The organism is Streptomyces sp. NBC_00388 (assembly GCF_036061255.1).
In the GTDB taxonomy this organism is placed as follows: Bacteria; Actinomycetota; Actinomycetes; order Streptomycetales; family Streptomycetaceae; genus Streptomyces.
On record NZ_CP107948.1, the window covers coordinates 640,213 to 663,317 of the forward strand.

At 71.4% G+C, this 23,105-nt stretch carries 19 protein-coding genes and 2 pseudogenes; 14 read left to right on the forward strand and 7 right to left on the reverse strand.

Going from position 1 to position 23,105, the window contains the following annotated elements; all coding sequences use genetic code 11:
- Nucleotides 1–19 precede the first annotated feature (19 nt).
- Both OG917_RS02960 and OG917_RS02965 read right to left on the reverse strand, forming a co-directional pair.
- Complete coding sequence (locus OG917_RS02960) at nt 20–742, reverse strand: FMN reductase (protein WP_328315922.1); 723 nt, start codon at nt 740–742, stop codon at nt 20–22.
- A complete protein-coding gene (locus tag OG917_RS02965) occupies nt 739–1,848 on the reverse strand; it encodes an LLM class flavin-dependent oxidoreductase (RefSeq protein ID WP_328321627.1) in 1,110 nt (369 codons plus the stop codon). Before OG917_RS02965 ends, OG917_RS02960 begins: the two co-directional genes overlap by 4 nt.
- A 274-nt stretch (nt 1,849–2,122) precedes the next feature.
- On the opposite strand from OG917_RS02965, the pseudogene OG917_RS02970 reads away from it, so the two are divergent.
- Nucleotides 2,123–2,710, forward strand: a pseudogene (locus OG917_RS02970) (MFS transporter); the annotation flags it as partial.
- Here OG917_RS02970 and OG917_RS02975 read toward each other — a convergent pair.
- Nucleotides 2,711–3,709, reverse strand: a complete 999-nt coding sequence (locus tag OG917_RS02975) for a LacI family DNA-binding transcriptional regulator (protein ID WP_328315923.1) — start codon at nt 3,707–3,709, stop codon at nt 2,711–2,713.
- Between the two features lie 253 nt (nt 3,710–3,962).
- Here OG917_RS02975 and OG917_RS02980 point away from each other — a divergent pair, with 253 nt between their 5' ends.
- From OG917_RS02980 to OG917_RS03030, 11 genes are all read left to right on the forward strand, one after another.
- A complete protein-coding gene (locus tag OG917_RS02980) occupies nt 3,963–5,330 on the forward strand; it encodes an NCS2 family permease (protein WP_328315924.1) in 1,368 nt (455 codons plus the stop codon).
- Between the two features lie 68 nt (nt 5,331–5,398).
- A complete protein-coding gene (locus OG917_RS02985) occupies nt 5,399–7,123 on the forward strand; it encodes an adenine deaminase (RefSeq protein WP_328315925.1) in 1,725 nt (574 codons plus the stop codon).
- 274 nt (nt 7,124–7,397) lie between these two features.
- Nucleotides 7,398–8,453 carry a glutathione S-transferase family protein gene (locus OG917_RS02990; protein ID WP_328315926.1) on the forward strand — a complete coding sequence of 352 codons (1,056 nt, stop codon included), beginning with the start codon at nt 7,398–7,400 and terminating at the stop codon, nt 8,451–8,453.
- A 98-nt stretch (nt 8,454–8,551) separates the two neighbouring features.
- Nucleotides 8,552–8,878, forward strand: coding sequence for a hypothetical protein (locus OG917_RS02995; RefSeq protein ID WP_328315927.1), 327 nt, complete (start codon nt 8,552–8,554; stop codon nt 8,876–8,878).
- 70 nt (nt 8,879–8,948) lie between these two features.
- On the forward strand, nt 8,949–9,350 hold the full coding sequence (locus OG917_RS03000) for a nitroreductase family deazaflavin-dependent oxidoreductase (protein ID WP_328315928.1): 402 nt from the start codon (nt 8,949–8,951) through the stop codon (nt 9,348–9,350).
- A gap of 72 nt (nt 9,351–9,422) precedes the next feature.
- Nucleotides 9,423–9,914, forward strand: a complete 492-nt coding sequence (locus tag OG917_RS03005; protein ID WP_328315929.1) for a hypothetical protein — start codon at nt 9,423–9,425, stop codon at nt 9,912–9,914.
- Between the two features lie 202 nt (nt 9,915–10,116).
- Complete coding sequence (locus OG917_RS03010; RefSeq protein ID WP_328315930.1) at nt 10,117–11,202, forward strand: phosphatidylinositol-specific phospholipase C domain-containing protein; 1,086 nt, start codon at nt 10,117–10,119, stop codon at nt 11,200–11,202.
- 173 nt (nt 11,203–11,375) lie between these two features.
- Entirely contained in the window at nt 11,376–12,611 is a 1,236-nt protein-coding gene (locus OG917_RS03015) for a chitinase (protein WP_328315931.1), read from the forward strand.
- A 175-nt stretch (nt 12,612–12,786) separates the two neighbouring features.
- Nucleotides 12,787–13,407 carry a TetR family transcriptional regulator gene (locus OG917_RS03020; RefSeq protein ID WP_328315932.1) on the forward strand — a complete coding sequence of 207 codons (621 nt, stop codon included), beginning with the start codon at nt 12,787–12,789 and terminating at the stop codon, nt 13,405–13,407.
- A gap of 39 nt (nt 13,408–13,446) precedes the next feature.
- Nucleotides 13,447–14,214 (forward strand): SDR family NAD(P)-dependent oxidoreductase, encoded by a 768-nt coding sequence (locus OG917_RS03025; protein WP_328315933.1) that lies wholly within the window; start codon nt 13,447–13,449, stop codon nt 14,212–14,214.
- 57 nt (nt 14,215–14,271) lie between these two features.
- Nucleotides 14,272–15,312 (forward strand): NAD(P)-dependent alcohol dehydrogenase, encoded by a 1,041-nt coding sequence (locus OG917_RS03030; protein WP_328315934.1) that lies wholly within the window; start codon nt 14,272–14,274, stop codon nt 15,310–15,312.
- 154 nt (nt 15,313–15,466) lie between these two features.
- Here the strand turns inward: OG917_RS03030 and OG917_RS03035 are convergent.
- Nucleotides 15,467–15,859, reverse strand: a pseudogene (locus tag OG917_RS03035) (hypothetical protein); the annotation flags it as partial.
- A gap of 542 nt (nt 15,860–16,401) precedes the next feature.
- Between OG917_RS03035 and OG917_RS03040 the strand changes: the two are divergent.
- On the forward strand, nt 16,402–17,853 hold the full coding sequence (locus tag OG917_RS03040; RefSeq protein WP_328315935.1) for a PP2C family protein-serine/threonine phosphatase: 1,452 nt from the start codon (nt 16,402–16,404) through the stop codon (nt 17,851–17,853).
- A 61-nt stretch (nt 17,854–17,914) separates the two neighbouring features.
- Here OG917_RS03040 and OG917_RS03045 read toward each other — a convergent pair whose 3' ends face one another.
- Complete coding sequence (locus tag OG917_RS03045; protein ID WP_328315936.1) at nt 17,915–19,423, reverse strand: DNA-binding protein NsdB; 1,509 nt, start codon at nt 19,421–19,423, stop codon at nt 17,915–17,917.
- A gap of 233 nt (nt 19,424–19,656) precedes the next feature.
- Here OG917_RS03045 and OG917_RS03050 point away from each other — a divergent pair, with 233 nt between their 5' ends.
- Nucleotides 19,657–20,796, forward strand: coding sequence for an aminoglycoside phosphotransferase family protein (locus OG917_RS03050; RefSeq protein WP_328315937.1), 1,140 nt, complete (start codon nt 19,657–19,659; stop codon nt 20,794–20,796).
- Between the two features lie 102 nt (nt 20,797–20,898).
- Here the strand turns inward: OG917_RS03050 and OG917_RS03055 are convergent, their stop codons facing one another.
- Both OG917_RS03055 and OG917_RS03060 read right to left on the reverse strand, forming a co-directional pair.
- The gene (locus OG917_RS03055) at nt 20,899–22,230 is read right to left on the reverse strand and encodes an N-acetylmuramoyl-L-alanine amidase (protein WP_328315938.1); all 1,332 of its coding nucleotides are present in this window, start codon (nt 22,228–22,230) and stop codon (nt 20,899–20,901) included.
- A 246-nt stretch (nt 22,231–22,476) separates the two neighbouring features.
- Complete coding sequence (locus tag OG917_RS03060) at nt 22,477–22,977, reverse strand: hypothetical protein (protein WP_328315939.1); 501 nt, start codon at nt 22,975–22,977, stop codon at nt 22,477–22,479.
- Nucleotides 22,978–23,105: the final 128 nt, after the last annotated feature.

Below are 23,105 nucleotides of genomic sequence, written 5' to 3' on the forward strand. Positions count from 1 at the left end.
GCGTGTCGGTCGGCGCCGGTCAGCGGGCGCGGAGCCCGGCCAGCTGCTGCGCGAAGGGCACCACGTTCGCGAAGTCGTCATCACCGGGGACTCCGCTCCCGTGCGCGCCGTCCCCGTCCGGGCTCTTCCCGCCGGCCCGGTCCCGGTCCCCGTCCGCGCCGTCCGTCCCGGCGCCGGCGGGCCGGTCCACCGCGGACCGGCCCGCCATCAGCGCCGCGAGCTCACGGCCTGCCCGTCCGATGCGGTCCGGAAGGCTCGCGGTTCCCGCGTCACCGTCCGACCCCCAGTCCTCGGACGCGGCGTAGACGGCGGTGGGGACGACCAGCGCTCGCAGATAGGCGAAGAGCGGGCGCATCGCGTGCTCCAGGACGAGCGAGTGGCGTGCGGTGCCGCCGGTCGCCGCGACGAGCACCGGAGTGCCGGCCAGCGCCGTGTTGTCGATCAGGTCGAAGAACGACTTGAACAGACCGCTGTACGAGGCGGTGAACACCGGTGTCACGGCGATCAGGCCGTCGGCTCCGGCCACCGCGTCGATGGCGTCGCGCAGCGCCGGATTCGGGAAGCCGGCCACCAGATGGCCCGCGATCGCGGTCGCCAGGTCGCGCAATTCGACAACCCGGACCTCGACCTCCCGGCCCTTGATCTCGCCGGCTGTGGCCCCGGCCAGCCGGTCGGCCAGCAGCCTGGTCGACGACGGCCGGCCGAGACCGGCCGAGACGGCCACCAGTTTCAGCGCGGTCATACGGACACCTCCCCGGTCCCGGCCCGCAGACCGCGGTCACGTCCGGCCACGAGCGCGGCATGGGTGGGGCCGTCCGGCACCCCGGCCGGCCGTCCCTTGGCGAACTCCTCGCGCAGCACCGGCACGACCTCCGTGCCGAGGATGTCGAGCTGCTCCAGGACGGTCTTCAGCGGGAGCCCCGCGTGGTCCATCAGGAACAGCTGGCGCTGGTAGTCACCGAAGGAATCCCGGAAGGCCAGGGTCTTCTCGATGACCTCCTGCGGGCTGCCCACGGTCAGCGGTGTCTGTTCGGTGAACTCCTCCAGCGAGGGCCCGTGCCCGTACACCGGCGCGTTGTCGAAGTACGGCCGGAATTCTCGTACGGCGTCCTGGGAGTTCTTCCGCATGAACACCTGCCCGCCGAGGCCCACCGTGGCCTGCTCCGGGGTTCCGTGCCCGTAGAAGGCGAACCGCTCGCGGTAGAGCGCGATCAGTCGTTTGAAGTGGTCCTTCGGCCAGAAGATGTTGTTGGCGAAGAATCCGTCGCCGTAGTACGCCGCCTGCTCGGCGATCTCGGGGCTGCGGATCGAGCCGTGCCAGACGAACGGCGGCACACCGTCGAGGGGGCGGGGCGTGGCGGTGAAGCTCTGCAGCGGGGTACGGAAGTTGCCCTCCCAGTCCACGACGTCCTTGCGCCACAGTTCGTGGAGCAGCGCGTAGTTCTCCACGGCGAGCGGGATCCCCTGCCGGATGTCCTTGCCGAACCACGGGTAGACAGGTCCGGTGTTCCCGCGCCCCATCATCAGGTCGACGCGGCCGTCGGCCAGGTGCTGGAGCATCGCGTAGTCCTCGGCGATCTTCACCGGGTCGTTCGTCGTGATGAGGGTGGTGGAGGTGGACAGGATGAGGCGCTCGGTACGGGCCGCGATATGACCGAGCAGCGTGGTGGGGGACGACGGCACGAACGGCGGGTTGTGGTGCTCGCCGGTCGCGAAGACGTCCAGGCCGACCTCCTCGGCCTTGAGCGCGATGGCGACCATCGCCTTGATCCGCTCGTGCTCGGACGGCGCCTTCCCCGTGGCCGGGTCGGTCGTGACGTCGCCGACGGTGAAGATCCCGAACTGCATCGCGCTCACCTCTCGAAGCTCTGGCCGGTCCGGGCTGCGGGTGCGCCGGGCACCGGCCGGACCAGTAGTTGAATGTTGAACTGAATCGTACAACGGCAGTGCCCCCGTCCCTATTCCGGCCACGCCGTGCCGGGGCCCGGCACGCATCCGCCCCCCGCTTCAGCTGCCACCTCCGGATGATCCGCGTCCCGCCGTACGGCTCCATCCGGGTGCCGCCGGGTGGCGCCACCCCACGGGCCCCGCCAGCCTCGGGGGAAGCCGCACCGAGGAAGCCGGAGGCGCCGGACGGCTGCGGGTCACCTGGGAGCTGTCGGCGCTCTACGCGATCGGGTTCGGCGGCATCGTGGCGTTCGGGGTCTACCTGCCCACGTGTCCGAAGACCTGGTACCACCTGTCCCCGACCGATGCGGGGACGAAGGCCGCCGGTTTCGCGCTGGTCACCGTCATCCTCCGGCCTGTCGGCGGACGCCTCGCCGACCGGGTCCACCCTGCCGTCGTCACAGCGGGGGCACTGGCCCCGGTCACACCGACGGCGATCGTCCAGGCCTTCGACCCCCCGCTCGATCCCACCGGCACCAGCTGCTTCCTCGTCATGGCTGCGGGCCTCGGCACAGCGAGCAGCAGCGTCTTCGCCCTGGTCTCCCAGGTCACCCCGCAGCCCCGGGTGGGCAGCGTGACGGGCATCGTCGGGGCGACGGGCGGCCTCGGCGGCTTCGTTCCGCCCCTGGTCATGGGCGCGATCCACAGCGCCAAGGGCACGTACTCGATCGGCTGCATGCTGCTCCCCGACCTGGCACCGGCCGGGTGCGTCCACGTGTTCGGACGGATGCGCACGATCACGCCGGCCGGCAGCGGACCGTGATCAGTCCTGGTGCCGCACGCCGGCCGGGCGTCCCGGTGCCGCCGTGGACGCCCGCCGGTGGAGCACGGTCGGCAGCTCGGTCACGACGGTCCTGCGGCTGCCCGCACAGACCTCCAGGAGCCGGGTCACCGCGAGCCCTCCCGCCTCACCGACCGGGACACCCAGCGCGGTGACGGCAGGGGACGTGGCTCCGAGCGCCGTGAGGTCGTCGGCCGCGGCCAGGCTCACGTCCTCCGGGACCCGGATTCCTGCCGCCCTCAACCCGTGCAGCAGTCCGAGCACCAGGTAGCTGTTGTACGCGATCACCGCGGTGGCCCCGGACGGCAGCTCGGCGGCGGCGCCGATCCCCGCGTCGAAGGTCGGCGGCAGCGGCCCGAGCACCCGCAGCCGGGCCCCGGCGGTCGCCGCCTGTTCCGCCATGGCGGCGCGGCGGCGCGTGTCGGCCCAGGAACCGGCAGGACCCGATACGTACGCGATGTCGCGGTGCCCGAGGTCGAGCAGATGCCTCACCAGGGCGGAGGTGCCGGACGCGGTGTCGAGGACGACGGCGGGCAGCCGGCCCGAGCGGCGGTCGACCAGGACGAGGGGGCGACGGGCGGCCTGCTCGCGCAGTGCGGCGTCCGGACCGACGGGCGCCACCATGATCAGCCCGTCCACCTGCCCGGAGATCCGGTCGGCGAGGGCGGCCTCACGTTCGGCGCTGTACTCCGACACCGTGAGCAGCAGGTGGCTGTCGGTCTCCTCGGCGGCCTGCTGGGCGCCCAGGACCAGCGGCGCGAAGAAGGGGTTGGCCAGGGTCGGCACGATCAGCCCGATCATGCCGGTCCGCCCGGTGGTCAGAGCGCGGGCAGCCGGGTTCGGGTGGAAGCCGAGACGTTCGGCGGCGGTACGCACCCGCTGGAGGGTGGCGTCCGCGACCATCTCGGGCCGCATCAGCGCCCGGGAGGCCGTCGCCTTGGACACGCCCGCCGCGCGGGCCACATCGGCCAGCGTCGCCATCGTCGGATCCCCCTCCGTCCGCCGCGCGGGTGGCGCCTGTCGGCTGCCCCGTACGGACCGTGTGACCGCAGTGTGACCGATCACGGGGTTCACGTGGCGGCCGGGTCGTGCCATCCTATCCGCAACCGGTCTCTGCAACCGGTTACAGAGACCGGTTGCAGAACCCCGGGCGGCGTGGCGCGGCAGAGTCGCACCGCAGCCGCGCCAGAGACCCGGAACACCGGCCTCGCCCCCTCATCCTGCCGAGGTACTCATGCACCGACCCGACGCGCCCGACGTCCAGGACGCGCCAGAGCCGGCCTCCGGGCCACGCTCCTCGCCGCTGGAACGGCTGTTCCGCATCCGCGAGCGCGGCAGCACACCGCGTACCGAGGCCGTCGCGGGCCTTTCCATGTTCGTCGCGGCCGCCTACGCCGTGGTGGTCGTGCCCGGCCAACTGGCGAAGGCGGGCCTGCCGCTCGGACCGGTCACCACTGCCGTGATCATCGCGATCGTGCTGGCCACACTGGCGATGGGCCTGTTCGCGAACCTGCCGTTCGTGCTCGCGCCCGGCCTCGGCGGGGTGGCGCTGCTCGCTGTCACGATCGTCGGCCAGGACGGGGTCCCCTGGGATTCCGCGCTGGGCATGGTCTTCTGGTCCGGCGTCGCTTTCCTGGTGCTCACCGCGCTGGGCATCCGCGATCTCATCACTCGGCTGATGCCGCTGAACCTCAAGTACGCGATCAGCGGCGGTCTCGGGCTCTTCATCGCGCTGCTGGGCTTCCGGGACAGCGGGCTGGTGATCGCGAAGCCGGCCGGCAACTCGCTGAGCCTCGGTGACCTCTCGCAGCCCGCGGCCCTGCTGGCGCTCGGCGGTCTCGTGCTGCTGACGGCCCTGGTGACCCGGAAGGTCCCCGGCGCGTTCCTGATCACCATCGCCGTGGTGACCCTGGCGGGTATCCCGTGCGGTGTGACCGAACTGCCGGGCCACTTCTTCGGGGCGCCCGACAGCCCGGGCCCCGTGGTCTTCCACATCGACATCCTGGGGGCGCTGAAGCCCGCGTACTTCCCGTACATCTTCGCCTTCTTCGTCTCGGAGTTCTTCTCCATGACGGGCACGCTGATCGCCGTGGCGGGACGGGCCGGCCTGACCGACAAGGACGGCAACGTGCCGGGCATCCGCAGGCCGTTCTACGTCGACTCGGCGGCGGTGATCGGCGGCGCCGGGCTCGGCGCGCCGAGCATGACCGCGTACCTGGAGTCGTCCGCGGGCGCGGACAGCGGCGGACGTACGGGGCTCACGTCCGTCTACGCCGCGCTCGGTTTCGCGGCGCTGCTGCTCGTCACGCCGTTCGCCACGCTGATCCCCTCGGCCGCGACCGCGCCCGTCCTGATGTACATCGGTCTGAGCATGCTCGGCGCGCTGCGCAACGTCGACTTCCGGGACCCGACGGACGCGATCCCTGCCGCCCTGGTCGTCGCGACGACCATCTTCTTCGGCAACTTCGGCACCGGAATCGCCGTCGGCCTCGCCGCGCACGTCCTGGTGAAGGCCGCCGCGGGCCGCTTCCGGGAGATCCCGCTCGGGCTGTGGATCGTGATGATCCCGCTCGGCTACTACTTCTACACACTCGTCCCCTGAGCCTGCCGCCCCCGAAGTACGGGGAGAGGCATCCAGGACTCGACGGCTCGCTGAGGAGCAACTGCCGCATGACCACTGACCAGCAGCACCTGCCGGAACCGCACGACGTCCGCATCAGCGGCGGCCGGGTGGTGTCCACCTTCACGGGGGAGGAGTTCGCCGCCGACGTCCTGCTGCGCGGCGACCGCATCAGCGGCGTGGTGCCGCCCGGCTCGCCCGGCGACGCGCGGGAGCACGTGGACGCCGGCGGGATGCTGATCGTGCCCGGCTTCGTCGACGCGCACATGCACATCGAGAGCTCGTTCCTGACTCCGCAGACCTTCGCCGGGCTGACGCTCGCACGCGGGACGACGACGGTCCTGGCCGACCCGCACGAGATCGTCAACGTCGCGGGCGCCGAGGCGATGCGCTGGATGACCGAGGCCGGGCAGGGGACGCCGCAGACCCAGCTCTGGGGTGTGCCGTCCTGTGTGCCCGCGCTCCAGGGCCTTGAGCACGCCGGCGCCAGTCTGTCAGCCGACGACATCGACGAGATGCTCCAGTGGCCGGGTGTCATCGCGCTGGGCGAGGTCATGGACTACCGGGCGGTCGTGGCCGACGAGCCCAGGATGCGGGGCATCGTGGGCGCGGCCCGCGAGCGCGGGGTCATCCTCGACGGGCACTGCCCCAACCTCAGCGGCGCCGAACTCAGCGCGTACATGGCGACCGGCGTCGACTCCGACCACACGAAGAACCGCACCGAGGTCGTCCTGGAGAAGGCCCGGATGGGCATGCTGATGATGCTCCAGGAGAAGTGCCTGCTCCCGGAGGTCGTCGAGGCGCTGCTCGCCCTGCCGCAGCTGCCGCCGCTGTGCCTGGTCACCGACGACCTGGCCGCCGACCACATCCTGTCCACCGGCCACCTCGACCACATCGCGCGCGTCGCGGTCCGGGCCGGGCTGCCCGCGGCCGACGTGCTGCGCGCCCTGACGTGGAACCCTGCACAGCGGCTGCGGCTCCATGACCGCGGGCTGGTGGCCCCGGGCAAGCGGGCGGACCTGGTCCTGCTCCGCGGCGAGCTGGCAGCCTTCGACCCGGCGCTGGTCATCGCGGGCGGCCGCACCGTGGCCCGGGACGGGCGTCCGGCATACCCGGCGGAGCCGGTCGCCGGTGCGCTGTCCGGCACGATCGACGTCGAGCCGCAGACCCCGGACGGTTTCCGCTGGCGGGTCGAGCTGCCCGACGGCGTCCACCGCTTCCGGGCGATGCGGGTCAACGCGCGCGACACCTACACCGAGGCCGCCGAGACCGAACTGCCCGTCCGGGACGGCGAGGTGCAGTGGGAGGGCCGGGTGACCCTCGTGCGAGTGCGCAACCGCTACGGCCGCCCCGGCACGGTCTTCGCGCCCCTGCTGGGCCGCGAGCTCTCGGCGGGCGCGGTCGCGACGACGTACGCCCACGACAGTCACAATCTGGTGACCGTGGGGACGTCCAGGACCGCGATGGCGACGGCCGCGGACGCGGTGCTGGCCGATGGCGGCGGCGTCGCCGTCGTGCACGGCGACACCGTGGCGGCCAGGCTGCCGCTGCCGGTGGCCGGCGTGATGTCCCCGGCCCCGGCCGAGGAGATCGCCGCGCAGTCGGGAGCGGTGCGTACCGCGCTGACGGAGTGGGGCTGGGACCACCTCAACCCGTTCATGAGCGTGTCGACCCTGACCCTCGCGGTCTCGCCCAGCCTCAAGATCACGGATCTGTCACTGGTGGACGTGGTCCGCAGGGAGCCGGTGGGGGCGACACTGCCTCCTTCCGCCTGATCCGGGGACCGCGGGGCTGCCGGCGGCTCCGCGGCCCCGCCCGTGCGGGGGCGTTCGGCGTGGTGGCTTTCTCCCTGGAGTCGTCCCGGGCCCGGGGGCGGCTCCGTCAGAGGCAGCTCACGCCCGGCTTCACCTGAACCGCCTATACCACTGCGCCCGTCGCGCCTGCTAGCTTCGACAGAACCGGCGCTGAGCTGCATGAAGCCCTTCCGGCCGGCCTCGCGCCTCAGTCGCTGTCCCAGAGAAGAGCAGGCCGACGGGAAGGACCACGGTGATGAATCACTCCGGCGACGGCGACGGCGACGGCGATGGGGACGGCGGCAATTCCGGGTACGGCAGGAAACCGTTCAAGCGGTCGAGGAGCCACTTCGCCGACCGTGTCACGGCCGACGGCCGGGACGGCTGGCCGGCCGAGGCCGGACGGTACCGGCTGGTGGTCAGCAGGGCCTGCCCGTGGGCGAGCCGCGCACTGGTGTCACGGCGGCTGCTCGGCCTGGAGGACGCGCTCTCGCTGGGCATCACCGACCCGGTCCAGGACGACCGCAGCTGGCGCTTCACCCTCGACCCCGGAGACCGGGACCCGGTCCTCGGCATCCGCTTCCTCAGCGAGGCCTACGACGCGCGGGAGTCGGGCTACCCGGGCGGCGTGAGCGTCCCCGCCCTCGTGGACGTGCCCAGCGGTCAGCTGGTCACCAACGACTTCCAGCAGATCACGCTGGACCTCGCCACCGAGTGGACCGCGCTGCACAGGCCCGGGGCGCCCGATCTCTACCCGGAGCGCCTGCGCGACGAGATCGACGAGGTCATGGAGGGGATCTACCGGGACGTCAACAACGGGGTGTACCGGGCCGGCTTCGCGTCAGGACAGAGCGAGTACGAGGACGCGTACCGCGATGTGTTCCGGCGTCTGGAGCTGGTGTCAGGGCGGCTGGCCGAACAGCGCTACCTGGTGGGGGACACGCTGACCGAGGCGGACATCAGGCTCTTCACCACCCTGGTGCGGTTCGACGCCGTCTACCACGGCCACTTCAAGTGCAACCGGTCGAAGCTGACCGAGGACCCGGTGCTCTGGGCGTACACCCGGGACCTCTACCAGACCCCCGGCTTCGGCGACACGGTCGATTTCGACCACATCAAGCGGCACTACTACACGGTGCACACCGGTATCAATCCGACGGGCATCGTGCCGCTGGGGCCCGACCTGGCGGGCTGGCTCACCCCGCACCACCGGGAGGAGCTGGGCGGCCGCCCGTTCGGGGACGGGACGCCCCCGGATCCGGTCCTCCCGGCCGAGCAGGTTCCGGCCGCCGGGCGCCCGCCGCAGGACTGAACGGGGCCCGGCGGCGACCGCTCGGCCGGCCGTCCGGGTGTCACCCCTCCGCGCGTATCCAGCGAGCGCGCCACGGGCCGTGCGGCCAGTATGGAGCGGTGACGAACTCTCAGAAACTGGATCATCTCGCCCAGGTGACGACAGGCTGGGTCGCGCGCGATCTCAGCTCTCCGCACGGCCGGCTCAGGGACGCGCTCGTCGACTGGCGCCAGGCGTTCCCGCCGTCGTTCACCACCGATTCGGCCGGTGCGAGCACCGCGCGGCTGGTGATCGCCCCGCCCGGTCCCGCGCACCCCGAGGACGCGATGCTCCTCCATCTGACACGCGCCGAGGCGGACCGGCTGATCGGGCTGCTGCACCAGGACACGGCACACCAGCTGGACGCACCGGGCGCAGTGCCCGCACGGCTGGGCGCCGGCGGCTGAACCGTTCGCATCCCGGCGTAGGTTGGGAACACGGGGACACCTGAGGATTCCGACGACAGAGGAGTCAGAGATGCTGTTCGGCAAGGAGCACGTCGAGCGTTACGTCGCCACCGACGGAGCCGAGGGACACGAGTGGCAGGGGACGACGACCCTGATCCTCACCACCACCGGGCGCAAGAGCGGTCAGCAGCGCAGCACCCCGCTGATCTACCAGCCGTACGGCGACGATCTGCTGGTCGTCGCCTCCAAGGGCGGGTCCGACGAACCCCCCGCCTGGTACCTGAACCTCCAGGCCGACCCCCAGGTGCAGGTCCAGGTGAAGGGCGACCGCTTCACCGCGCACGCGCGGACGGCGCAACCCGGGGAGAAGCCGGAGATGTGGCGGACGATGGCGGCCGTATGGCCCGCCTACGACGAGTACCAGACCAAGACCGACCGGGAGATCCCCGTGGTGGTGCTCACCCGGTCCTGACCGCGGCGGACCGGCCCGGGCGGGCGTACGATCTCCCCCTCGCCCGCCGTACGCCCGCCGCAGGAGGATCCGTTGTCCCGCACCCCCGTCCCCGGTGTCGTCACCGACACGGCCCGGCTGGTCCGTGCTGCCGCCGACGAGGACCGCGGAGCACTGTGGCGGCTGGCCGAGCCGGGGCGCCAGCTGGACTCCAACGTGATCCGGCTGGCGCCGGACGCCGGGGTCGCCGGGCATGTGGAGCCGGACCTCGATGTGCTCGTGTGCGTGGTCGGCGGCAGCGGGCGGCTGGAGACGACCGAAGGGCCGCAGGCGCTGGCGCCCGGCGCGGTCGTCTGGCTGCCGCACGGCGCCCGCCGCTCGCTCACCGCGGGCCCGGACGGACTCTGCTACCTCACCGTGCACCGGCGCCGCCCCGGACTCACCGTCGGCGCGGCCCCCGTGGAGCAGGCCGGGGGCGAGGCGGCGTGCCTGCTCGACCTGGTCTGCCCCGGCTGCGGGCGTCTCGCGCAGGAGCCAGGCGCACGGTTCTGCTCCCGGTGCGGTGAAGAACTGCCCTCCGTCTGACACCCGCCGGGCCGGGCGACCGGGCCGGCGCGCGTACGGGCGTGTTCCGGAATCCCGGCAGCCCGGCTTCTCCGCAAGGGAGTTGTCCCGTCTCGCCCTCGTCGCGGGGCGATTCCCCTATGTTGCTTGGCATGTCTCCGTCGATTCACCCAGGAGTGCGACAGTCCTGACGGAGAGTCACACCCCCCCCACAGGAGGAAACATGTCAGGCCAACGGTTCAGACGCGTCCCACTCCGGCTGCGCGCGATACTCATCGGTGCCGCGGCGGCCGGCCTCGCCCTCGCCGCTGCGGGCCCGACCGCCGGCGCGTCCGCCGCCGGCGCCGGCTCACTGCCCCTCTCGGGGGCCACCACGTCGGGCCTCCACAACACCTATGACCCCGCCGCCTTTCCCTATCTCGCCCAGTCCCTGGACACCGGCACCTCGATGATCGAGCTGGACGTCTGGGACGACATCGTCACCAAGGAGTGGAAGGTCAGCCACTCCAACCCCCTGGGGAACAGCAACAACTGCGTGAGCGCCGACACCCCGGGCCAGCTCTACACCGGGGGCGCCAACAAGGATCTGGAGACCTGCCTGGACGACGTACGCGTCTGGCTCGGGGCCCACCCCGGGCACGCGCCACTGGTGATCAAGCTGGAGATGAAAGCGGGCTTCCAGTCCAACCTCGGCCTGGGCCCGGCCCAGTTGGACCAGGCCGTCGCCGCCCATCTGGGCTCCACCGTATTCCGTCCGGCCGATCTGCTGGCCAAGCCGGGAGGCGGCCAGTACGCCACACTGGACGAGGCCGCCTCGGCGGGCAACTGGCCCACACGCGCCCAACTCGCCGGGAAGGTGCTGCTGGAGATCATTCCCGGCACGGTCGAGGAGAGCAACCCGACCGACTCGCTGTGGACCGACCGGGAGTACGCCGGCCACCTCCGCGACCTGCACGCGGCGGGCCACACCGACCAGGCCCAGATCTTCCCGGCCGTGCACACCGCCCAGGCGGGCGACCCCAGGACCCGGTACACGGACACCTCGATCCGGCCCTGGTTCGTCTTCTTCGACGGTGACGCCGCCGCCTATACCGGCGGCACCATCGACACCTCCTGGTACGACACGCACCACTACATGCTGGTGATGACCGACGCCCAGAACGTGGCCCCGGCCCTGGACGACAAGAATCCGTCCGCGTCCGACGCGCAGGCGCGGGTCGCCCGACTCGCGGCGGCGCACGCGAGCGTCGTCTCCAATGACTGGACCGGGCTGCCCGGGGTGCAGGCGACCGCGCTGCCGCGCGGCTGACGACCGGTCCGCGCCCCGGCGGGGGCGCGGACCGAGGGGCACGTGGGCCCCGCGGCCCGCCCGGCTCCCGCGACCCAATCCCCAAGGATTGGCAATGGTCTAGGCCAAGCCGTTGACGCGGATCCGGCAGCCGCCGATTCTGACGACTCCTCCACCCTTCAGGAGTCCGCCAGATGAAACGTATTCGTATCCGCGCCCTGCTGTGCGGCGCGGCGACCGCCGCGCTGGCCGCCACCGGGCTGGCCGTACTCACCACCGGACAGGCGGCCGGAGCGACCGCGGGCACCACCGCGCTCAGCAACCGCTGGTACGCGGCGGCCCCGTATCTCATGCCGACCGACAACAACCCGCCCGACGCCGGGGCCATCATGGACGCCACCGGACTGAAGGCCTTCCAGCTCGCCTTCATCCTGGCCCCCAACGGTGGTGGCTGCAGCCCGACATGGGGCGGCACATCGGCCGTCTCGTCCGACACCGCGGTCTCCTCCGTCATCAGCTCGATCCGCGCCAAGGGCGGCGACGTATCCGTCTCCATCGGCGGGTACGGCGGGACCAAGCTCGGCCAGGCCTGCTCCGACTCGGCCTCGACGGCCGCTGCCTACCAGCAGGTGATCACCAAGTACCAGCTGAAGGCCATCGACTTCGACCTGGAGGAGCCGGAGTACGAGAACACGGCGGCCGTCGCGCACGAGATCGGCGCGGCGAAGATCCTCCAGCAGAACAACCCGGGCCTGTACGTGTCGGTCACCACCGCGGGCACGGCCGACGGAACCGGCTGGTTCGGCAAGCAGATGCTGAACGAGGCCAAGTCGCAGGGCTTCACGCCCAACAACTTCTCGATCATGCCCTTCGACGGCGGCTTCAGCGGCGCCGCGGCCCAGACGAGCGCACTGACCAACTTCAACACCATCCTGCAGTCGACCTTCGGCTGGGACGCTGCGACCGCCTACGCCCACGAGGGCTTCTCGGGCATGAACGGCCGCAGCGACACCGGCGAATACTTCAGGCAGGCCGACTTCCAGACCGTCCTGGACTACGCCACCAGTCACCACATGGACCGCTTCACCTTCTGGTCGCTCAACCGTGACCGCCAGTGCAGCCCGCCGGACAACGGCACCACGTCCGGGACCTGCAGCAGCGTTCCGCAGTCGGACTGGGAGTTCGCCAAGTACGCGGTGACGTTCGCGGGGGCGACGCCGCCCACCACCCCCCCGACGACACCGCCGACCTCCCCGACGCCGCCGGCGGGCACCTGCACCGCGACGGCCTGGAGCAGCACCGCGACCTACACCGGCGGGGCCACGGTCTCCCACAGCGGACACACCTGGCAGGCCCAGTGGTGGACCCAGAACGAGGAGCCCGGGACCACGGGCGACTGGGGCGTCTGGCGCGACAAGGGAGCCTGCTGAACGAGCCCTGCGGCGACACCCGGCCTGCCCGGCAAGCCGGCACCGCAAGCGCCTGAGCGCCTGAGCGCCTGAGCGCCTGAGCGCCTGAGCGCCTGAGCACGCATACCGGAGCGGCCGGAGATGTCCCACTGGGCCTCATGTCCCAGTGGGACATTTTCAGGTGTACGGTGAATGTATGAACGATGAGGGAAGGCCCGGGGACCGGCGCGTCCGCAAGAGCCGCAGGACCCGCGAAGCGCTTGCGGAAGCCGCCTGCGCCCTCGTGTGCGACCGCGGGCTCAAGGCCGTGACCGTCGAGGACATCGCCGACCGGGCCGACGTGGCCCGCCGGACGTTCAGCCGCTATTTCTCCAGCAAGGAGGACGCGGTCCTGGACTCCGTCCGGGCCGACGGCGACCGGATCAACGCGGCCCTGCGCGCCCGGCCGGCCGACGAGACGCCCCTCGTCGCCTACCGCAACGCGGTGGCCGACTGGCTCACCGACGACGCGCACCCGGCCTGGCACCGGCGCCCGCAGATCTTCGCACTCATGCGGATCGCAGACGGGGAACCGACGCTGTACGCGGCCTTCCAGCACATCCGGGTGGAGGCGCAGGCGGACTCGATCCGGATCCTGGCCGCCCGGATGGACGTCGACGACGCCCACGACCTGCGCCCCGCCGTTCTGGTGGGCGCGGGTGCGGGAGCTCTCGTGGCAGCCCAGTCCGCCTGGGTCCGCGGCTCCCGCGAGGACGCGCTTCCCGGCATCGTCCAGGCCGCGTTCGCCGCACTCACCGGCGAACTGCCGCAGTCGTGACACCTCTGCGGCGCACCGTACGAAAGGAACACAGGCACCATGAGCAACACCACCCCCACAGCTGAGTTCGCCGGCCGGGCCGCACTGGTCACCGGCGGGGCATCCGGCATCGGTCTGGCCGTCGCCGAGCGGCTCGCTCGCGGCGGCGCCGCGGTCGTCATAGCCGACTACAACGAGGAAGGCGCGCGCAAGGCCGCCGCCGGGCTGGAGGCCACCGGGGCCCGCGCGACCGCCGTCACCGTGGACGTCACCGACCCGGCGTCGGTGGAGCGTGCCGTACGGCACGCCACCGACACCTTCGGCGCCCTGCACCTCGCGGTGAACAACGCCGGAATCGGCGGCCCCAGCCTGCCGACCGGTGAGTACGAGGTGAGCGCCTGGCAGCGCGTGATCGACACCAATCTGAGCGGCGTCTTCTACTCACTCAAGTACGAGCTGCCCGCGATCCTCGCTGCGGGCGGCGGCGCGATCGTCAACATGGCCTCCATCCTCGGCACCAACGGTTTCGCCGGCTCCCCCGCCTATGTCGCCGCCAAGCACGGCGTCGTCGGGCTCACCAAGACCGCGGCCCTGGAATACGCCGCACAGGACATCCGGATCAACGCCGTGGGACCGGGCTTCATCGACACCCCGCTGCTGCGCGACACCGACAACCCGATGCGCGAGCAGCTCGTCTCGCTGCACCCGGCGGGGCGCCTGGGAACAGCCGGTGAGGTGGCCGAGCTGACCGCGTTCCTCCTCTCGGAGCGCGCCTCGTTCATCCACGGCAGCTACCACCTCGTCGACGGCGGCTACGCCGCACGCTGACCGATCACCACGGCGGGCCGGGATCGGGGACCGTCCCGCTCAGCCGAGGAGCACACCATGAAAGCTGTCCAGTACCGCACCGCCGGCGCCGCACCCGAGGTCGTCACCCTCCCCGAACCCGAACCGGGCCCGGGCCAGGTCCTGTTGAAGGTCACGGCGGCGGGTGTCTGCCACTCTGACATCGCGGTGATGAGCCGCCCCGCGGAGAGCCTGCCGTACGAACTCCCGCTCACCCTCGGGCACGAGGGAGCCGGCACGGTCGCCGCGCTGGGTGCCGGAGTCACCGGCCTCACCGAGGGCGAATCCGTCGCGGTCTACGGGCCGTGGGGCTGCGGCGCCTGCATCAAGTGCGCCGAGGGCAAGGAGAACTACTGCCTGCGCGCTGCCGGACTCGGCATCCACCCGCCCGGCCTGGGCGCGCCCGGAGCGATGGCCGAGTACATGATCGTGGACAGCCCGCGCCACCTCGTGCCGCTCGGCGACCTCGACCCGGTCGGGGCGGTGCCGCTCACCGATGCCGGTCTCACCCCGTACCACGCGATCAAGCGCTCACTGCCGAAGCTCACACCCGGCTCCACCGCGGTGGTCATCGGGACCGGCGGGCTGGGACACGTGGCCATCCAGCTCCTGCGGGCGATGTCCGCGGCGCGGGTCATCGCGCTCGACGTCACGGAGGACAAGCTCGCTCTGGCGAAGGCGGTAGGCGCCCAGGAAACGGTGCTCTCCGACGAGCGGGCAGCCGGAAAGGTCCGCGCGCTGACCGGCGGGCTCGGCGCCCAGGCGGTCTTCGACTTCGTGGGCGCCCCGCCCACCGTGGCGCTGGCCGGCGCGGTGGCCGGTGTCGAGGCCGACGTCGCACTTGTGGGGATCGGCGGCGGCACGCTGCCCGTCGGCTTCGGCGCACTCCCTTTCGAGGTGTCGGTGGCGGCGCCGTACTGGGGTTCGCGTGCGGAGCTCACCGAGGTGCTCGACCTGGCCCGCGCCGGGGCGGTGGACGTCCACGTGGAGACGTACGCGATCGACGAGGCACCGCTCGCCTACGAGAGGCTGCACGCCGGGAAGATCAACGGACGCGCGGTCATCCTGCCGCAGAGCTGAACACCACGGTCGAGCTGTTCAGAGTGGCCAGCAGCGCGGCCCCTGACGGCAGCCCCGACAACTGCGCGGAGCCGGACTCACCACGCCCCCTTCCGTGCGTATGCGCCGGCAGGGGGCCGCGGTGTTCCGGTACGGATTCCGCCGCCGCGGGGTCGAGCGCGGGAACGGCCCGCTGCATGCGCAGAGCGTCGACCGATTCGGCGAGGAGTTCGTACTCGGTCGTGTCGTCATTGATCGCGAATCGCAGGAGACCGCCGCTGGCCAGCACTTCCGCGGCCTTCTCCTGTTGCGGACCGCCGTCCCGCCAGGCGCGGAACGCGCCCGGCACATCGGGGGCGTCGGCCGGCAGCTCGAAGAGCGCCCTGACCGGGAAGCAATCACTGCCGGGGCTGGGGTCCAGCCGTTCCGAGATCCAGGTCGCCCGGTCCCGCAGCCACCACATGGCCAGCGGAAGGGTGGGGGCGCGATAGGTGCCGAGCGGCACCCCCACGCGACGCCCACCGCAGACTCCGTACGCGGTGACATGGCACAGGAATTCGTCGTGCACAGCCACTCCCCCAGGGCAGTTCGCAGCCGGCGCCCCCTCCCGGACCTGTTGTTCCCGGGCCGGAGTGTGCGGACGCCTTTCACCGGTGGAACACCGTCGAATCGAACAAAATTCAACGTTCCAGTCAACGAGTATCTTCGCTCCGGGCGCATTGTCACCATGCGGTTCTGGCCATATCTCTGGCATATTCGCCGATGACCATGGCCGAAAAGTCCCGGCCGGGCTGAGCCGGCGGAGCGGAGACAGAAGTGCCCCGACTGGTCGGGGGAGGCCAGCCGGGGCGGTCGGTGTGCGGGACGGAAAGCGACACGGCCGGGCGCTCCGTACCCACATATAGGTGAACGGTGAACGAAGCCTCGGTGTTCCCGGCTTTCCCGGGACAAGCGGTGTGAGCTGTGGCACCCTGTCGGCCTATGGCATATGCCATAAGCACCACCGCATCGAGTGTTGCCAATTCCCTTACGGGCCCTCGCTCCCTGTGCAACAGTCGTAACGGTCCATTTCGCAGCCCTGGCCGCGCCGCGCCCGTATCGGAGTACGTCATGCCGTCCCATGTGTTCGCGGACCGTCCCGTCCCCCAGCCACCCGAGCGGGGCACGGTCGACGCGCTCATCACCCGGACCCGCCTGCTGCGCGGGGACATGGACGCCGTGCGGCGTGACACCGGCGCGGACGACGACGATATGCAGGCCCGCTGGCAGCGCGCCCTGTGCGATCTGGCCGTCCACCACCTCGACGACCTGGGCACACATCTGGGACAGCTGAAGGAAGGGCTGCCGGCCCCCGCGGCCGCGCCGCTCGCAGCCGGTCCCACCGGGCACGGCGCTCACGCCCGCCCCGGCACCGGCAAGGCCTCCGCATCGCTGCTCAGCCGCGTGGGCAGCGCCGACTGGAACCTCCTCACCGACGAGGTGAGCTGGTCCGGGGAGCTCTACGAGATCTTCGGCCGCCCCCCGCAGAGCGGACCACTCTCCCTGGACGAACTCCCGTCCGTGGTGCTGCCCGACGACCAGCCGGGGCTCACCGCGATGGTCACCGACTGTCTGGTCGACGGAAAGCCGATCGACGGGGAGTTCCGGATCCGGCGGCCGGACGCGACCGTGCGCGCCCTGCACATGATGGGTGAGCCCGTCCTCGACAGCGACGGCTGCACGGCCTCCATGTGGGCCGTACTGCGCGACGTGAGCGATCTGCGGCGCAGCGAGCGCACGGTCCGCGAGTCGCAGGACTCGCTCCAGCGGCAGGAGCAGATCGCCCGGACGGAGCGGCAGGTCGCCGTGGAGTTACAAGAGGCCGTACTGCCGCCCTGGCGCGGTCCGGTACGGCTTCCGCAGGGCGGCCCCGCCTCTCTCGACCTGGCGGCGCACTATCTGCCGTCCGCCGCACCGTCCCGCATCGGCGGCGACTGGTACGACGCGATGGCGCTCCCCGACGGCCAGTCGCTTCTCACGGTGGGAGACCTCACAGGTCACGGCGTGGGTGCCACCTCCTCGATGGCGATGCTGCTGGGCGCGCTGCGCGGGATGGCCGTGGCCGGGATCGCCCCGGGCGCTCTCATGGGACACCTCAACGAACTTCTGGAGACCTCCGCGCAGCCCGCCCTGGGCAGCGCGGTGTGCTGCCGTTACGACCCGGTCGCCGGGACACTGACCTGGGCACAGTCGGGCCACCCCGCCCCCCTGCTCTTCCGCGGGGGAACGGGGCGCGGCCTCACGCCGCCGGACGGAGTGCTGCTCGGGGCCATGCCGGGTGCCGCGTACGGACAGGCCCGGGTGCAGCTGCAGACCGGAGACGTACTGGTCCTCCACACCGGTGGACTGACCGCGCACGGTGCGGCGGATGCATCCGGCGAGGACGGGCTGCTCGCCCTGGCATCGCGATTCGGCGAAGCCGGTACCGCACAGGACTGCATGCGGCTGGTCGTCGAGCAGTACGGCCACACGGAGCGTCAGGAAGACGCCTGTGTGCTCATCGCCCGCGTCGGGTCACGCTAGCGCCACCGCCCGCCGCCCCGCCCGGCAGCCGCTCCGCTCCCGCCCCCTCCTTGCCCGGCCGTTACGCCTGGGCGTTCCTGCTGGGGTTGTGCCGCGTCTTCTGCTTGGGCATGGCGAGCTGGATCTCCTCCCGCAGCTGCTGGATGCTGCCGTGGCGTGCGTACTGCCCCGTGAGCCGGTACATCTCACGCAACCGGTCCCAGGTGCGGTGGGACGAGGTCTCCCCCATCGACACCAGCGCGAGCCGCGCGTAACGGTCGGCCTGTTCGGGGTCGTCCGCGATGAAGCAGGCGGAGGCCAGAGAGATGTAGTCGAAGATCTTCGACCGCTGGCGCCCGTTGATCCGCAGTTCGAGCGCGCGCCTGGCGTGGCGCTGGGCGGTGATGGCCGCGGACGGCTCATGGTCCGCGAGTGTGCGGTAGGCCAGCGCCTGCATCCCGTGCAGATCCGCTTCGTCGAACATCTGCATCCAGCTCGGCGCCGGCCCGTCGCTGCGGTCCGACACGAACAGCTCCTCGGCCTCGCCGAGCGTGCGCCGCATGGCCTGGCCGTGGCCCAGCGATGCCTGCGCCCAGGCCTCGATGGTGTGCAGCATGGCGCGGGTGCGCGGCAGGTTCCGGTCCCCGGACCCTGTCTGCGCGAGCTTCATCAGGTCCAGCGCCTCGTCCGGGCGGCCCAGGTGGACCATCTGGCGTGCGGCCCGCGACAGCGCCTCGCCGGCGCGCGGACGGTCGCCGCCCTCGCGCGCCGCGTGGGCGGCGATGACGAAGTACTTCTGGGCCGTGGGTTCGAGGCCGACGTCGTGGGACATCCAGCCCGCGAGTACGGCGAGATTGGCGGCGACACCCCACAGGCGGCGCTGGAGAGTGTCGGGATGGCGGTAGGAGAGCATCCCTCCCACCTCGTTCAACTGGCCTACCACTGCCTTGCGTTGGAGCCCACCCCCGCGTGAGGCGTCCCAGGCGCGGAAGATCTCGACGGAGTGCTCCAGCGCCTCGATCTCCTGCGACCCGATGGGGGCCGCCTCGTAGCGGTCGAATGCGGCGGGCTCCGCCTGCAGGGGGCGCCCGGAGTCCGGGGCGTCCGACGCGAGGGCCGGATCGGTGTGGAGCCAGTCGTGCATGGCGCTGCTGAGTGCGGAGCCTGCGGCAAGCGCAGCGCCTGCGCCCACCAAGCCGCGTCGGTTGAGCATGAGGTCCATTCCCGTGAATTCGGTGAGGACCGCTGCCGTCCGTTCTGGCGCCCACGGGAGGCCGTCCGGGTTCGCTGTCTCTTCCGCGTTCCCGGTGGCCTGCCGTTTTCCAGCGCGCCCAGGGCGTACGAACCCGAGGTCCTCGATGGTCACGACACGGCCGAGCCGCTCGGTGAACAGAGCTGCCAGCACTTTGGGCACGGGGTCGCGCGGGCTCTCACCCATGTCGATCCAGCGCCTCACCCGCGAGGTGTCGGTCGCCAGCTGCTGGTGGCCCATGACGGCCGCCTGCCGGTTCACGAGTCTCGCGAGTTCGCCCTTGGACCAGCCGGCCAGGCCGAACAGGTCTGCCAGGCGGGTGTTGGGTTCTCCGGTCACGTCAAGCCCCCAGGTTCTCGGCTGGTTCGACAGTAACCCCGTGTCAGATGCCTTGCGACTATTCGCCAGGGTTCGCCAGGGTCCGCCAGATGGTGTGCCACCCGCGCGCCGTTGTGAGGTAGGAACGCGCCACCCCGACCCGGTGGCCGGGCCGTACTCCCCAGGGTATGCACCGGTCACCGGAGCGGGCAGCGCAGGCAACCTGTCGGCACACGAAGGGATCTGTATCCCCCATGTACACAGCATCGTCCTCCGTGTCCGCCCCATCCCGGCCGCACCGTTCCCTCCCTGCCGGCGGCGGACCGTACCTCGATCCCTCCCACGCCGCTGCGGCGCTCGGCGCCGGGCGGGTCCGGCGGGCGGCGGCGCCTGGCGCTCAACCGCTCAGCGGGAGAATCGATTTGTCCGGTCCCCAGGGTGCCCAGCTGCGGATGGCGATCGCCTCGGTGCACCGCATCTGCCCGGAGTTCAACCCGGTGCAGTTACTGCGACGGAGCGGCCGCTCGGTCCTGCTCGTGGGAACGACGGGGCGGGCGACGGCAGTTGCCAAGTGCCTGATCGACCAGTCGCCCGCGTGGGCGGAGAGTTTCCGCCACGAAATAGCGACGTACCGCACGTTTGTGCGGCACCGCCCGCCGGTCCGGGTCCCGCGTCTTATCGCCGCGGATCCGGAGAACTGCACCCTGGTGATCGAACGGATGGCCGGACGGGCAGCGGCACTTCAGCGCCACCCCGTGGAGACCCCGCCGCGCGCCGATCTGCGGGCTGTTCTCGGTGCGGTCACCCGGGTCAACGCCTGGCGCCCGCCGGGCGGCCTGTTCGGCCAGCCCCTCGACTACGCGTCACGGATCGCCAGGTACCACGAGCTCGGTCTCTTCACCGACCGGGATCTCGGCGACCTCCAGAAGCTGCTGCACGGCCTCGCGCACTCCGGTGGCCGGCAGGGCATGGGCCAGTTCTGCCACGGCGACGCCCTGCTCTCCAACATCCTGCTGTCACCGGCGGGTCCGGTACTGGTGGACTGGGAGCACGCAGGCTGGTATCTGCCGGGGTACGACCTCGCGACGCTCTGGTCCGTACTGGGTGAGGCGCCGGTGGCGCGGCGCCAGATCAGCCAGCTCGCGCAGGCGGCGGGCCCTGCCGCAAGGGACGCCTTCCTGGTCAACCTCATGCTGGTGCTGACCCGCGAGATCCGCACCTACGAGACGGCTGTCCAGCGGACCATCCGCGAGGCAGCGCCGACCGGTGCGGGCCAGCAGCCGCAGCCGGGGGTGCTGTCCCACGGCGAGGAGCAGCGGCTGCTGCTCAGGCGGCTGCACGACGACTGCGCCCTGGCCCGGCGCGCCGTCCGCGCCGCTGTGGGCACCCGCTGAACCGCGGGGCCTGAGGACGGAGTCCCGGAGGGGAGAGCACGGTGCGCGCCCGGTGTCGGCACACAGGGCGCGCGCCGTGCTGTCCTCCGGCTGCCGTCGCGGTCAGTGCGTACGGACGATATCGACGTCGGACGCCTTGACGAAGGCCACCCGGTGGCCGATCTGCACGGTCACGTACTTGGTGGCGCCGGGGAAGTACGTGTGGTCGTAGGGGTAGGACGCGTCGATGGTCGGGGAGTAGTAGTAGCCCGTGGGCGCCTCACCGCCGCCGGGATAGGCCTGCCCCTGCCCGATCGTGTACGGGAGGGGCGTGCCCAGGTGGGCAGCGGTGAAGTCCGCCGGGTACTCGCCCTTCTCCGGGTAGGCCACCCCGTAGACCGGTACGTCCGTCCTGCCGTCCTTCGGCCTCACCACGTAACCGGACGTCGGTACGGTGGTCCTGGTGTGCGCCGGGCTCCGGAACCAGGCCTTCTGTCCGTACCACCAGATCGCGGTCCAGCCCGGTGCGCGCCCGGCGACCACGGCCTGCTGCGACGCGCTGATCTTGCTGCCCCAGTCGGCGACGCAGTTGGTGCCGGGCTTGCCGTCGGTGTGCAGTCCCGGGTCCGAGAAGAGCGGCGAGTCGGCTGAGGGACCGGTGTGGAGCGGCACCGCGCTCGATGCCTGCGCCGGGAGGTCGGTGTTCTTCTCGCAGTCACGGAACGACTGGATGTTCTGCTTGAACACCGGGCTGACGGTGACGAGTTGGCTGTGCGACGAGGCGGTCGGCACGGTGGGACGCCCCACCAGCTTCATGAAGTAGTCCCAGTCCCAGTACGTCCCGGGGTCCCAGTGCATGGCCGCCGTGCCCGACGCGCTGGTGGGCGGGACGTTGTCGTGGCCGATGATGTGCTGACGGTCGAGCGGGATGTCGTACTTGGCCGCGAGATACCGCACGAGCGCGGCCGTCGAGCGGTACATCTCCGGCGTGAACCACCGGGAGCCCTCGGTCGCGACGCCTTCCTGTTCGATCCCGATGGACTGCTGGTTGATGTACCAGTTGCCCGCCTGCCAGGCGATGTCCTTGTCCTTGACCATCTGTGCGACATGGCCGTCGCTGGAGCGGACCACATAGTGCGCGGATGTCTGGTTGTGCGGGTCCTGGAAGATCTGCAGCGTCTTGTCGAAGGTTTCCTCGGTGTCGTGCAGGACGATGTACTTGATCTTCGTGGTGTGCGGGCGGTCGGCGGTGTCGTAGCTGCCGTACGTCTCCTTGTCGGCGGGATCACCGGTCTGCTGGTAGGCGGCGGGGGCCCACGCGCAGTCGAGGGTGCGGGGGCACTCGGGCCGGAGGTTCTGCGGGGACGCCTGCGCCGCCGGACTGAGCAGGGCGAGGCCGAAGGTGCTCGCGGTGGTCAGCGCGAGCGCGAGTCTGATCCTCTGCTTGGACGTCATGACGGCCCTTCTTGCCGGGAGTTGCGCCGTGTTGATCTCTCGAACGGTATGGGCGCACTCTCTGACCTGAGGTGATGGCACGTCAAGACCGCCGCACAGGGCGGCTGTTGAAACAGTTGTCCAGACCACTGGCATGGCCGGTGACCTGCGCGAAGGGGTGCGGCAACCAGACTCTGGCGGAGCCGTGTTACCCGACTTTTACGTACGGGGTCCGTGGCACGGGGCGGGCCGGCCGGGCCGCGGGCCTCAGCCCTGCTGGAACATCTCGGCGGGCAGCGGCTTCAGCAAGGCGTACAGGTCGTCCGTGATCGGGCGGTCCCAGCTGGCGATGGTGACCAGGACCTTGTCGCTGCGGTCGAACTGCACGCAGGAGATCCGGCTCTCCGAGAGCTTCAGGCGCCGCACGATCAGGAGGTTGTCGCCCTGCATCACGGGCATGTCCTCGGCGTCGAGGACCTCGACGGGCTCATCGTTCTCCAGGGCAGCCAGCAGCTGGGCCACCTCGAAGGGGACCTGCCCCTCGGAGACGTCACGGGCGGGCGAGCCCTCCGGGAGGTTTCCGATGACCATCGCTGGACCGCGGCCGCCGAAGAGGTCGTACCGCAGGAACACACCCTGACAGGTGCCGTCGGGCGCGGGGAGGAGTCCGGCTCCGAGGTTGCCGGGCCAGTCACCCGGGTCCATGGCCAGGACGTCGAAGTCCGGACCCGCGGGAGTGGCGGCGCTGCGGCGGCGGAGGAAGGACATGCAGCCATGGTACGTGCCCCCGGGGGTCCTCCGACGCCGGGCCCGGGGCACCGGCGACCGCCATCCGGCAGCGTAGCGTAGCCAGTTGGGCACCGTGCGTGACACATGCTGTCGGACGGCACGGTACG

Coding starts and splice junctions, on each gene's coding strand:
- OG917_RS03030 (WP_328315934.1), top strand. CDS start 14,272: ATGAAAGCTGTCCAGTACCGCACCGCCGGCGCCGCACCCGAGGTCGTC.
- OG917_RS02980 (WP_328315924.1), top strand. CDS start 3,963: ATGCACCGACCCGACGCGCCCGACGTCCAGGACGCGCCAGAGCCGGCC.
- OG917_RS02960 (WP_328315922.1), bottom strand. CDS start 742: ATGACCGCGCTGAAACTGGTGGCCGTCTCGGCCGGTCTCGGCCGGCCG.
- OG917_RS02965 (WP_328321627.1), bottom strand. CDS start 1,848: ATGCAGTTCGGGATCTTCACCGTCGGCGACGTCACGACCGACCCGGCC.
- OG917_RS02990 (WP_328315926.1), top strand. CDS start 7,398: ATGAATCACTCCGGCGACGGCGACGGCGACGGCGATGGGGACGGCGGC.
- OG917_RS03055 (WP_328315938.1), bottom strand. CDS start 22,230: ATGACGTCCAAGCAGAGGATCAGACTCGCGCTCGCGCTGACCACCGCG.
- OG917_RS03000 (WP_328315928.1), top strand. CDS start 8,949: ATGCTGTTCGGCAAGGAGCACGTCGAGCGTTACGTCGCCACCGACGGA.
- OG917_RS02975 (WP_328315923.1), bottom strand. CDS start 3,709: ATGGCGACGCTGGCCGATGTGGCCCGCGCGGCGGGCGTGTCCAAGGCG.
- OG917_RS03010 (WP_328315930.1), top strand. CDS start 10,117: ATGTCAGGCCAACGGTTCAGACGCGTCCCACTCCGGCTGCGCGCGATA.
- OG917_RS03020 (WP_328315932.1), top strand. CDS start 12,787: ATGAACGATGAGGGAAGGCCCGGGGACCGGCGCGTCCGCAAGAGCCGC.
- OG917_RS03040 (WP_328315935.1), top strand. CDS start 16,402: ATGCCGTCCCATGTGTTCGCGGACCGTCCCGTCCCCCAGCCACCCGAG.
- OG917_RS02985 (WP_328315925.1), top strand. CDS start 5,399: ATGACCACTGACCAGCAGCACCTGCCGGAACCGCACGACGTCCGCATC.
- OG917_RS03060 (WP_328315939.1), bottom strand. CDS start 22,977: ATGTCCTTCCTCCGCCGCCGCAGCGCCGCCACTCCCGCGGGTCCGGAC.
- OG917_RS03015 (WP_328315931.1), top strand. CDS start 11,376: ATGAAACGTATTCGTATCCGCGCCCTGCTGTGCGGCGCGGCGACCGCC.
- OG917_RS03050 (WP_328315937.1), top strand. CDS start 19,657: ATGTACACAGCATCGTCCTCCGTGTCCGCCCCATCCCGGCCGCACCGT.
- OG917_RS03025 (WP_328315933.1), top strand. CDS start 13,447: ATGAGCAACACCACCCCCACAGCTGAGTTCGCCGGCCGGGCCGCACTG.